General features: G+C 50.9%; 9 protein-coding genes. 3 read left to right on the forward strand and 6 right to left on the reverse strand.

The features are described from left to right. Positions 1-270: 270 nt before the first annotated feature. Positions 271-606, forward strand: a complete 336-nt coding sequence (locus tag BZG81_RS01545; protein ID WP_077676593.1) for a helix-turn-helix domain-containing protein — start codon at positions 271-273, stop codon at positions 604-606. After that, the gene (locus tag BZG81_RS01550; protein WP_077676594.1) at positions 599-2,005 is read left to right on the forward strand and encodes a HipA domain-containing protein; all 1,407 of its coding nucleotides are present in this window, start codon (positions 599-601) and stop codon (positions 2,003-2,005) included. The genes BZG81_RS01545 and BZG81_RS01550 overlap by 8 nt, the downstream gene beginning before the upstream one ends. Before the next feature lie 1,160 nt (positions 2,006-3,165). Here the strand turns inward: BZG81_RS01550 and BZG81_RS01560 are convergent. Both BZG81_RS01560 and arcA read right to left on the reverse strand, forming a co-directional pair. Next, positions 3,166-4,314, reverse strand: a complete 1,149-nt coding sequence (locus BZG81_RS01560; protein ID WP_077676596.1) for a DUF3103 family protein — start codon at positions 4,312-4,314, stop codon at positions 3,166-3,168. 399 nt (positions 4,315-4,713) lie between these two features. Beyond that, positions 4,714-5,934 (reverse strand): arginine deiminase, encoded by a 1,221-nt coding sequence (gene arcA / locus BZG81_RS01565; RefSeq protein ID WP_021022643.1) that lies wholly within the window; start codon positions 5,932-5,934, stop codon positions 4,714-4,716. Between the two features lie 327 nt (positions 5,935-6,261). Here arcA and rraB point away from each other — a divergent pair, with 327 nt between their 5' ends. Then, entirely contained in the window at positions 6,262-6,645 is a 384-nt protein-coding gene (rraB, locus tag BZG81_RS01570; RefSeq protein WP_021022642.1) for a ribonuclease E inhibitor RraB, read from the forward strand. A gap of 65 nt (positions 6,646-6,710) precedes the next feature. Here the strand turns inward: rraB and BZG81_RS01575 are convergent, their stop codons facing one another. The 4 genes from BZG81_RS01575 to BZG81_RS01590 form a co-directional block, all read right to left on the reverse strand. Next, complete coding sequence (locus tag BZG81_RS01575; RefSeq protein WP_077576221.1) at positions 6,711-7,241, reverse strand: GNAT family N-acetyltransferase; 531 nt, start codon at positions 7,239-7,241, stop codon at positions 6,711-6,713. A 127-nt stretch (positions 7,242-7,368) separates the two neighbouring features. Beyond that, positions 7,369-7,752, reverse strand: coding sequence for a DUF2061 domain-containing protein (locus BZG81_RS01580; protein WP_077459876.1), 384 nt, complete (start codon positions 7,750-7,752; stop codon positions 7,369-7,371). Between the two features lie 238 nt (positions 7,753-7,990). Next, entirely contained in the window at positions 7,991-10,849 is a 2,859-nt protein-coding gene (locus BZG81_RS01585) for a valine--tRNA ligase (protein ID WP_021022639.1), read from the reverse strand. A gap of 18 nt (positions 10,850-10,867) precedes the next feature. Further along, positions 10,868-11,368, reverse strand: a complete 501-nt coding sequence (locus tag BZG81_RS01590; protein WP_021022638.1) for a DNA polymerase III subunit chi — start codon at positions 11,366-11,368, stop codon at positions 10,868-10,870. Positions 11,369-11,512: the final 144 nt, after the last annotated feature.

The raw sequence follows: 11,512 nt of genomic DNA on the forward strand, positions 1-11,512 counted from the left end.
CAGGTAATGGGTCAGGTAAGCCCCGATCACGCACTCTTCTCTGTCCTCTCCCAATACTAATCCGAATACTGCGCTGTTGCCAAATGTGTCCTTCTGGCGGATAAATCTCTCCCATAGAGCACAAAGATAGATTGAACTGGCAAACCAATCATAAGTAACTTAAATTGCACTTATAGGTAGCTTTTTATACATTTATCGCAAAAGTGAGTTATAGTGAACTTATGTGTTGAGGCGAACTCGATAATGACAAAAGTACATTAAAAGGCACTTATGAAAAAAGGTAAGAGTGTAAAGGCACAACCTATGCCTGATTTGAATACCGAGTTTAGTATGGAAACGCTGGGGAGCGCCATTCGCTCAAAGCGCACCGATAGAGGCTGGCGTATTGATGATCTCGCGTCAAAAGCCAACTTATCTCGTAGAACAGTCATGAAGATAGAAAAAGGCGATACCAGTGTCACCTTTGCCAATGTACTTGTCCTCATGGACATCTTAGGGTTGTCTTTGCGCCTTATCGACCTAAACCTATTTGCTCGTCCACATAGCCAAATAATCTCCCAAGCGGAAAACAGCGTGATAAGCAGTGAGGACGGTTGGTATGAGTAAGTTACAACAGCTAGACGTGTTTATCGGTACGAATACCAAAATTGGTCGTTTGATTCTCCCCGTCGGAACAGAAACAGAGTTCTCATTCATCTATGAAGATGAATGGAAACACACGGGGTTCCCGATTTCACAACACATCCCTTTCGTTGATCAGGCTTCGCCACGCAGTATCGAGAACTATCTCAGAAACCTCCTTCCTGAAGGAGAAGCCTTTGAGGAAATGATACAAAACACCACCATCTCCAAAAGCAACACGTTCGGACTAATTCGTAAGCTTGGTGCGGAAACATCTGGTGCATTATCTTTTCGAGTGCCAGGTTCGGAGCCTCAAGAAACCAGCTTTAGACCTGTACCTAATGAGGAGTTGGTAGACCGATTAGAGCGTAACTTAGCGCCATTGGTTTATTGGGATGGCAAGGTTCGCCTTTCGGTTGCAGGTGTGCAAAATAAGTTAAACGTACTTAAGCGCGGCGATGAATGGGGGTTTGGGGAAGGCAAATTAAGTTCAAACTACATTCTGAAGTTTGAAAGCGGTAAAGCACCGTGTATTGCTGTTAATGAGTTCTTCTGCATGACATTAGCCAAGCTAGCTGGTTTGGACGTCGCTAATGTTGAGTTAACTCGCATTGGGAAGACGAGGACACTGAGCATAGAGCGGTTCGATCGAGCCTATATCGCGATTCGTGATGTCGTTCAACGAAAACATGTGATTGATGGCTGTCAGGCAACTGACTTACCTCCAGGTTATAAATACGAGCGTCAGAATGGGGATGACGGCGATGGCGTGTATATGCGCGATGGCGTTTCTTTCCCGCGTCTACTGAGCGTCAAAACCATAGACACGGTAACCACCAACCTAAAACTTACCCAATGGATGCTCTTTAATCTCGCAACGCTAAACTATGATGCTCATGGTAAAAATATTAGCTTCTTCGTCACCCCTAAAGGCCTAGAGCTGACCCCTTTTTATGATTTAGTGAACATAGAAGCTATTGCTCAAGAGGGAGCAAAGCGCAATTCGCGAAGTGGTAAATTGTCTGCTGATGAGGGGCGAGCCGCCAGTATCCCGCAATATTTTGCAATGTCGATTGGCGATTGGGAAAGTGAAGACTTTCAAAATCCGCCGAAAGGCAACTTCCAACGTCCAATCACCAGCTATGATTTAGCCGAGTTCGGTGCTCTGCTCGGTTATTCAGGCACCAAAATGGCTTCCATAATGGTAGAAACCGTTGGTGCTATAAAAAATGCCCTGAAGGAAGCGGTTGACCTTACCGATGCTCAAGGAATCGACGATGGGGAACGTGAACACATAGAGCTATGTGTGTCACTCATCCAAACAGAGTGTGCATACTTGCTAACGCAAGCCGACGGTGTGCCAGAAATGAGCAAGCTTCTTTAATGGCAAATGCAGAGTAACCAAACTCGACAAGTGCGGCTTGATGGTTTTGTCACGACCTCTGTTCAGGGGGCGAGCTCAGTATGCATTCCCACGCGGGAGCGTGGGAACGAGTAATCGTCGCCAATGACATCACCGACGTTAAAGTACGCGTAGGTCGGCATAAGCGCCTTCTCGATCGCGCAAGCTAGGTGTGATTTCCGCCGCGCGCCCGTTGCACGGCGCCATCGGACATCAAAGCCAAAGATTAACCTCGATGTTAAATTTGGCGCCAAACGTGACTGGCGCCCAGGTGGCATAGCGCATCATTGTTGACATCTTACCGGGGCTTGTGTCACCTACGCCAATGGCACCATCGATGTATAAATTTTGTCATTGTAGTGGCCAACTAACATTGGCCACGGTGTTAGATCGTGTAAGAACAGAGATCCGTTCAGCAGAATCAGAGTAACCAAACTCGACAAGTGCGGCTTGATGATTTTGTCACGATCTCTGGTGATGGCTTAAGTTCCATATGCATTCCCACGCGGGAGCGTGGGAACGAGTAAAAGTAACTTAAATTGCACTTATAGATCGTCTCTTACATAACCACTTCAAAAGTGATTTATAGTGAACTTTATTGAGCAACAATTACAGTGGCCGATTGGTCTGATAAGGTCGGCACAGTAGAACGGAGGGGGTCGGGACCATGAGCAAGCTTACACTGTGCAGCCTGTTTTCCTCGTCTTGCCGTAAGCACGAATAACTGTCACGGATAACACTTTAACGCGCATAAAAGTGTTAATTTATACACTTTTATGCGCGTAAAAATGTTGAAAGCTGCATTTTTTTGCGCATTTTTGTGTAATAAAAAGTCAGTTAGATAGGCACCTAAACGAGGGTAGCTAGATGAAACGATCACTTCTTTTATAGGGCTTTCCAAGTATGACGGGGTCCGAGCGTGTAAGAACAGAGATCCGTTCAGCAGAATCAGAGTAACCAAACTCGACAAGTTCGGCTTGATGATTTTGTAACGATTTCAGTTCATGGTTCAAATCTCGTATGCATTCCCACGCAGGAGCGTGGGAACGAGTAATAGAGATCCAGGGCAGTAAAGTCACAGTGAAAAAACGCAGCCCCACGGCTGCGTTTTGTTTATCTCACTCAATGAAACCAAGCCTGTGTTATTGAGTCGGCTCAATGGTCAGTGGCTCCCAGGTTGCCATGGCATTGCCGCCGGCGCCGTATTGGTCTGGGTATGCACGGCCTTTAAGCAGGGTGTAGTACACATCAACAAAGTCATCATCGTTGGTCAGCCAGCCGTCGGGGATGGCTTCGATGATTTTGCCGGTGATTTGCGTGACCACGCCATAGGCTTGCGCTTCCAAGTCGGGGATCGCGGCTAGGATATCACTCGCCACCTCGTTAAGTTTCAGCGCCAGCTCTTTGTAGTTGGTGCCGTCGTCTTGCTCCATTAAGATCACGTCTGCCGCGCCCCAGCGATAACGATCCCAATGGATCATCACCTGATTAGGGTAATAGGTGGTTTTGTCGTAATCCAAATACGGCATATCGACAATGTCGAGCGTTGGTTCGTCACGGCTTGGATTCACACCGGTGACAATGGCATACACTTCTGCTGCGCCGGAGATCCACGGTTCTTTATCGTCGGCCAGGCGGATGGTTTTTAGCACTGTGGTGTCAATGGGTTGGGCTGGGGCTTGTGCCATCATGCGTGCACTACGACGCATCCGTGGTGCTGGGTTCTGCTCCGCCAAGGTGCGACGCATCACTTCCAATCCGGCTTTTAATGCCGCTTTGCCGTCCGTATCAATCACTAACACGGGGCGGTCAGGCATTTGATAGACGTCTAGCCAGTGGGTGTTGCCCTCAGTGTCAAAGGCCTCAATCTGGGTCCAGCTTTTTTCATCACCGGCCGGCTCAAAGGCAAACAAAGGCGCTTGGCCGGCTTGCCAACGCGCGAGCATGCTTGGGTCGGCTAAGCGTACTTCGAGCAGTTGGTCGGCGACGTCTTCGACGCCTTGCGCCTCACGCAATGCACGGTCAGCGCTGTGCAGCTGAGTATCCAGGCTGCGTTTGCTGCGTGAGCTACGCGCTTGAGGCTGTGTCAGTGCCGACAAGGGAGCATTTAAGCCATAACTATTAATATTGCGCTGTAGCGTTGGGGCAATTTGCGCATAGTCTTGGCTGAGCTGTTTGGCGGTGTCGCGTTTTATCTCTACCACGTTGTTATCTGCGCTACCGGCAAAAGCGGGGATGAAAACCTGAGAAAGGCCGGCGAATAGCAGCGAGATCAGTATTTTTTTATTCATCGCATTTCCTTTTCGTTATGTCCAACTGACGTTAGTTAGAGCTAACGCTTTGTATCTTGCGATGCTTGTCTTTAAACACGCTATCTCAAATAAAAAGAGCTGTGAGTACAGTTCACAAAAAAACTGAAACTCTAATGCGAAATTAGTCATTTTTGGAATTGGAGTAAATACTCACTAATGAAAAAGAATGAGATTTCCAGCAATCAATCGGTATGAATGTTGGCAGTTTTAACCGTAACTGATTGATTGGTGAAATGAAGCGATGAGAGGGAGTGGGAAAAGAACCATCAATGTTGTAGGCCGTGCGGGTAAGCCATAAACACGATAGCAGACGGTAAAAGGTGGGAGAGAAGCGCGTGGGGAGAGAACCGCCAGCATTGCACTGGCGGTGTTGAGTGCTTAAATGCCGTCGCGTTCTAGCGGACAGCTCATGCAGCGTGCACCGCCTCGGCCTCGACCGAGTTGGTCGCCGGGAATAGAGAGCACTTTAATGCCGGCTTTATCATATTTTTCATTAGTGTAGGTATTGCCTTCGTAGCCAATCACGACGCCTGGACGCACGGTCAGCACGTTGTTGGCATCGTTCCATTGCTCACGCTCGGCGGCATAGCTGTCGCCGCCGGTAGTAATGATGTTTAACGGGCCGACATCCAGCGCTTTTTCAATCGCGGTGAGGTAGCAAGACTGTGCTTCCACGTTAAGGCTGTCTTCCCCTTTACGGGTTAAGCGCCAGCAAGGCAAATCAGGGCGCATCACCGTGGGGTAGACTGAGAAAGTATGGATATCCATGTGGGTCATCACGGTATCCAGGTGCATGCATGAGCGGTTTTTCGGTAATTGCACCGCAATCACTTCTTTGGCTTGACCGCTAAACAGTAGGCTACGCGCTAGCTGTTCAACCCCTTGAGGCGTGGTGCGCTCGGACATGCCAATCAAAACCGCGCCGCGGCCAATGACCAGCACGTCGCCACCTTCAATCGCGGCGTTGTCGTAATCGCGGACCTCATCACCGAGGTAATTGACAAATTGGCTTTGCGCGAACTCAGGATGCCAGCGGTAAATGGCGCGCAAGTGATTGGTCTCTCGCTGGCGGGCGGATTTCGCCATTGGGTTGAGTGAGACGCCGCCATACACCCAGCAGGAGGTATCGCGGGTAAACAGATGGTTGGGCAGCGGCTCAATCACGAAGTCGGTTTTGTCGTGCATCGCTTGCATCATCGAGGATGATTGCACGGGTAAATCGATATAGCTTAAGCCACCGAGCAGAATGTCCGCGAGCGTGTTGTGGTCGATATCGGCCATGTAGGCGCGCACATCGTTGGCAAATTGATAGCCAAGACGGTATTGGTTAAGCTGGGTGTCGAGCAGCCATTGCTTGGCATCAGGTTCGGCTAATGTCTCAACCAGTAAGTCGTGCAGTAGGTGCACCTGCACGCCTTGATCCGTGAGTGTGCGGGCGAACATATCATGCTCTTCGCCGGCACGCTCTACCGCCAGAACATCATCAAACAACAAATCGTGGCAGTTAGATGGCGTTAGGTGGTTTAACGCTCGTTCAGGGCGATGAAGCAGAACGCGCTTCAGTTGCCCAACTTCGGATCCAACGTAAAACTCACTCATGGTAGGTCCTCTTTTTCCTTAATACGGGCCAGGCAATGAGACAAACAGCGCCTTGCACATCCGGGATGTGTGCTCACCGATAAGGTGGGAATGCGGGCCGTTTGCACAGGGTGGGCGTGTCTCATGTCCTCCTTGGATGGTCGAATAATGACAACCTTCCGAGGGGAGGTCAATGTTACAAATCACTAACAATCTCGCCAAACTAGCAAGGTCACAGAAAATTCATCAACTTGGCGGTTTTATCGTCAGCTTCGCGGTGAGCGAACGTGGCATTTTTGCCGAAACCGTGCCATATTGCGCCCGTATTCATTTTCTGGAGTCGCGCTTATGTCACAGGCTGAACTGATTGAACAACAACACCAAGAAACGCGCATGATTATCGAGGAGCTTCTCGCTGACGGCAGTGATCCGGATGCGTTATATACCATTGAGCACCATTTATGTGCCGATACCTTTGCGGCGCTGGAAGATGCGGCGGTCGAGGCCTTTAAAATGGGCTTTGAGGTAGCAGAGGCTGAAGAGCTCGAGCTGGAAGAGGGCGGCACGATTGTTTGCTTTGATGCGGTCATGGAAACCGCCTTGAATGCCGAACGCATTGATGAGCAGGTAGAAAAGTTGGTGGCGTTGGCCGACAAGCACAACATTGATTACGACGGCTGGGGTACCTATTTCGAGTCGGATGAAGACGAAGAAAGCCCAGAAAGCGAGTAAATTTACTCGCACCAGTAAGCCTCAAAAAGCCACGTTCGCGTGGCTTTTTATTTGCCTGAACTTGTTTACAGCACCTTTATCATGGTGACTTCACAGCTGTCGTGACCGGTGTTTCCCATCCTAGGACACGGCACAAAACCGAGTGACTGATACAAGGCAATGGCGGCGGTGAGGTTGGCGGTGGTCTCGAGGTAGCAGCGCTGATAGCCCCATTCTCGCGCCGTATCCATCGCCTTGACGGCTAACCGCTTTGCGATGCCTTTGCCGCGTAATGCTGGCAGAAAGTACATCTTCTGTAGTTCACACACACCATCGTGCCCAGGCAAAGGGGCGACACCGCCACCGCCGAGGATCACTCTATCTGCTTCAATCACCCAATAGGCGGCATGCGGGTGCGTATATTGTTCGCTGAGATAATCGAGGGTGGGATCGGCCACGCTAAATCCGGCATCGGCACTAAGACCATGTTCGGCAGAGACGCGACGAATGACATCGGCAATGGCAGGGTTATCGCTCGGCGCAATTAAGCGCACGTCGAGGGACGCAGGGGCGTGTGAGTCAGCCTTGCGTAAATTTTGGGGGCAATCCTTAGCCATTAATACACTCCGGATAATAGATTTATCGACAATCTATCTCACTGAGATGGCTTTCACAACTCAATCGCGATATAGGCAAGGCGGCGATCATTGCGCGTTGTTCGGCGTCACTATCCCCGGTGTGGTTTTAGTGGTGGTGGCCAAGGTGCACCGGCGCGGGTTTTACCCCATGACGGCGCTGCCAGATTTTTTCATGGAAAAAGTAAGCCAATGTATTGATGCTTGGCTCAACCAGCGCTAATGCACCACCGACTAACCAATCACCGCTGATCAAATAGCCGACCAAGAAAGCGACGTTAAAGTGGATCACCGCAAAGCTGGCGGTTTTAATCACCGGACGCGCTTGACGGCTTAGTTTCCACACTTTTTCATGAAGGTAAAAGGCACCCGTGTTGACCGTTGGCTCGGTCATGGCAATTAAGCTACCTAAAATGATATCGCCGGTGAGCACATACGCGACCGTAAAGGCGATCGAAAAGTGGATAGCGGCAAAACTGAGTGTCTTTTTCATGGTGTAGCTCCTTCGCGGCAACACGCGTTTAATCAACAATGACAGTATGTACGGTTCATGTCGATAAATAAAAACGGTTCTCACTATCTTTTAGATAGAGAAGGGCTATCAAAGGCGATCAGTGCTGGTACAACAACCGTTGAGAAAGTGACCAAGCCAATTGTGTGCTGGTGTTGGGCATAAAAAAAGCCACGCCGATTGGCGTGGCTTATCACAGGGTATCGGTAAGACCGATGAACTATAACGCAGCGATGGTGACCTTTTGCTCACCGAGCTTGGTTAAGGTGTCACGATAGCCATCGAGCTTTTCACGCTCTTTCGCTACCACGGCTTCGGGCGCTTTAGCGACAAAGCCTTCATTGCCAAGCTTACCTTCAACACGCTTGATCTCACCTTCGATTTTGGCGATCTCTTTGTCCAGACGCGCCAGTTCGGCATCTTTATCAATCAAGCCCGCCATTGGGATCAAGATCTCAGCGCTGCCAACCAAGGCAGACGCACAGGCCGGTAGCGTTTCGCTGCCGTCCAGAACCTTGAAACTGCCCAGTTTAGCCAATGCGTTTAAGGTGGTGCTGTTGCTGCTTGCGCGATCAGCATCACGTGAATCGGCGGCTTTTAGCATTACGTCAAGTGGTTGGCTTGGCGCAATATCGTACTCAGCACGTAGGTTACGGATGCTGACGATAAACTGCTTCACCCACTCAATGTCTTCTGACGCTTGGGTGTTCACGTGGCTTTGATCAAATTGCGGCAGAGGCTGCTGCATAATGGTGTCGCCTTCCACGCCGTTTACCAGCGGTTTAACGCTCTGCCAGATCGCTTCGGTGATGTAAGGGATCACAGGGTGCGCCAGACGCAAGGTTTTCTCCAGCACGGTGATCAAGGTATAACGGGTGGCACGCTGTTGTGCGTCGTCACCTTTCCACAGCACCGGCTTGGTCAGCTCCAAGTACCAATCGCAGAATTGATGCCAGATAAACTCATACAAGACGCCCGCCGCCATATCGAGACGGTAGTTGTCGAGGTGGGTGTTAAAGTCTTTGGCCGCTTGTTGGAACTGAGACTCGATCCACTGATCGGCGTTTGAGAAGGTCATCTCGCCGCCGTTCATGCCGCAATCTTGCGCTTCGGTGTTCATCAGCACGTAACGGCTGGCGTTCCAAAGTTTGTTACAGAAGTTGCGGTAACCTTCCAGGCGCTTCATGTCCCAGTTGATGTCACGGCCGGTAGAGGCCAGTGCCGCCAAGGTAAAGCGCAAGGCATCGGTGCCGTGGGCGTCGATGCCGTTTTCGAAGGTTTTGCGGGTCGCCTTCTCGATTTTTTCAGCCAGCTTAGGCTGCATCATGTTACCGGTGCGCTTGGCAACCAGATCATCAATACCAATGCCGTCAATCATGTCGAGTGGGTCAAGCACGTTGCCTTTCGACTTCGACATCTTGGCGCCACTTTCATCGCGAATCAGGCCGGTCATGTAGATGGTTTTGAACGGGACTTGTGGCTTGCCGTTTTCATCTTTGATGAAGTGCATGGTCATCATGATCATACGCGCCACCCAGAAGAAGATAATATCGAAGCCTGACACCAATACATCGGTAGGATGGAAGGTTTTCAGTGCATCGGTATTTTCTGGCCAGCCGAGGGTGCCGAATGTCCAAAGCGCCGATGAGAACCAGGTATCGAGCACGTCTTCGTCTTGGCGCAGCGCGACGTCGTCGCCAATCTGGTTGTCACGACGGACTTCGTCTTCATCGCGGCCCACATAGACATTGCCGTGATCGTCATACCAGGCAGGAATGCGGTGACCCCACCAAAGCTGACGCGAAATACACCAGTCTTGTACATCGCGCATCCAGGCAAAGTACATGTTTTCGTATTGCTTGGGCACAAACTGAATGTCGCCATCTTCTACCGCTTTGACTGCCGGCTCGGCGAGCGGCGCGGTGCGCACATACCATTGGTCGGTCAGCATCGGCTCAATGACCACGCCACCGCGGTCGCCATAAGGGACGGTCAGATCGTGATCTTTGATTTCACCCAGCAAGCCGAGCGCGTCAAACTCGGCGACGATCGCTTTACGCGCAGCAAAACGTTCCAAACCCTGGTAGGCGGCTGGAATGTCGCTCGCGTAGGCGGTGCTTGGCTGGCCTTTGTGATCAAACACTTCTGCGTGCTCGCGGATATCCGCGTTCAGGGTCAAAATGTTGATCATTGGCAGCTGGTGGCGCTGGCCGACTTCGTAGTCATTAAAGTCGTGCGCGGGAGTGATTTTTACACACCCGGTGCCTTTTTCCATGTCGGCGTGTTCGTCGCCCACGATCGGGATACGACGATTCACCACTGGCAGCAACACGTGCTGACCAATCAGATCTTTGTAGCGCGGATCGTCTGGGTTTACCGCAACACCGGTATCGCCCAGCATGGTTTCTGGACGGGTGGTGGCAACGACAATGTAGTCTTTACCGTCTGCGGTTTTGGCACCATCAGCCAGTGGATAACGGAAATGCCACATGTGGCCTTTCTTATCTTTGTTTTCCACTTCCAAGTCCGAAATCGCCGTGTGCAGTTTCGGATCCCAGTTCACCAAGCGTTTGCCGCGATAAATCAAGTCTTCTTTGTGCAGGCGCACAAACACTTCTTTTACCGCATTGGAGAATCCTTCGTCCATGGTGAAACGTTCGCGATCCCAGTCGACAGAGGCACCCAAGCGGCGCAGCTGTTGGGTAATGGTACCACCGGATTCGCCTTTCCATTGCCAAATTTTGTCAATAAACGCGTCACGGCCGTAGTCGTGCTTGGTTTTGTTTTCTTCGGCTGCGATCTTACGTTCCACCACCATCTGCGTGGCAATACCGGCGTGGTCGGTCCCCACTTGCCAAAGGGTATTTTTACCTTTCATGCGCGCGGCACGGGTCAGGGTATCCATGATGGTATCCTGAAACGCGTGGCCCATATGCAGGCTACCGGTTACATTCGGAGGTGGGATCATGATGCTAAAGGCATCTTTGCTGGTATCACCATGAGGTCGGAAATAGCCCGCCTCTTCCCAGCGCTGATACAGCGCTTTTTCAATTGATTGTGGATTATATGTCTTTTCCATAGCGCTCTTGAAAGATCGTCAAGGGTTGGGCGATTGGTCGATGGCCAAGGTATGAAGTTGCAGGCCTGCCAGTCGGTATGCTTTATATCGGTGACGCGCGTGCTGTTTAAGCGTCTCATCGCAAGGGACGAAGTCTACCACTTGTGCAAACGAAGGCGCAAAATTTGATGCCTCTGTCGCCAAATTGATTAACACACTGCGATGACCGGTATGGCGCACACCTGGCCAGCCTATTTCCACCGGTGCGCCGCCTCGCGGCCCTTCACCGACCAGATTATGGGGCACGAAGGTATCTGGGTCACGTTGCCATAAAGCGTCATCCAATTGATGCGCTTGGGCTTGGTCCTGTGCAGCCAGATAAATGCGTTGCCCTTGTTGATAGTAGTAAAAAGCCAAATCAATGGCCGTGTCTATCAGTATTTGTTGTTCACGCGCTTGCTGCTCAGGTGTCAGCCCCAGGCTGTTGCTGTCGTCTGCCGGCTCGGGCGGCGACAAAAGATAAAAGGTGGCGGTGGGCATATACGCTCCTAAATGTGAGAAACGGCCTCCGTCCCAAAAGCGGGGTGTCCGGGTAGCGCGGAGCCATCAACATAGCCGATTGTGCGTGCAGACACCAGTGCCGGATAAAGTTTCAACAAAAAAGGAGGCCGGTGGGCCTCCTGT

It is taken from the genome of Salinivibrio sp. MA607, assembly GCF_001996245.1.
In the GTDB taxonomy this organism is placed as follows: Bacteria; Pseudomonadota; Gammaproteobacteria; order Enterobacterales; family Vibrionaceae; genus Salinivibrio; species Salinivibrio costicola.

Excerpts from the sequence above, each read along its gene's own strand:
- BZG81_RS01545 (WP_077676593.1), top strand. The coding sequence starts at position 271 with ATGAAAAAAGGTAAGAGTGTAAAGGCACAACCTATGCCTGATTTGAAT.
- BZG81_RS01550 (WP_077676594.1), top strand. The coding sequence starts at position 599 with ATGAGTAAGTTACAACAGCTAGACGTGTTTATCGGTACGAATACCAAA.
- BZG81_RS01560 (WP_077676596.1), bottom strand. The coding sequence starts at position 4,314 with ATGAATAAAAAAATACTGATCTCGCTGCTATTCGCCGGCCTTTCTCAG.
- arcA (WP_021022643.1), bottom strand. The coding sequence starts at position 5,934 with ATGAGTGAGTTTTACGTTGGATCCGAAGTTGGGCAACTGAAGCGCGTT.
- rraB (WP_021022642.1), top strand. The coding sequence starts at position 6,262 with ATGTCACAGGCTGAACTGATTGAACAACAACACCAAGAAACGCGCATG.
- BZG81_RS01575 (WP_077576221.1), bottom strand. The coding sequence starts at position 7,241 with ATGGCTAAGGATTGCCCCCAAAATTTACGCAAGGCTGACTCACACGCC.
- BZG81_RS01580 (WP_077459876.1), bottom strand. The coding sequence starts at position 7,752 with ATGAAAAAGACACTCAGTTTTGCCGCTATCCACTTTTCGATCGCCTTT.
- BZG81_RS01585 (WP_021022639.1), bottom strand. The coding sequence starts at position 10,849 with ATGGAAAAGACATATAATCCACAATCAATTGAAAAAGCGCTGTATCAG.
- BZG81_RS01590 (WP_021022638.1), bottom strand. The coding sequence starts at position 11,368 with ATGCCCACCGCCACCTTTTATCTTTTGTCGCCGCCCGAGCCGGCAGAC.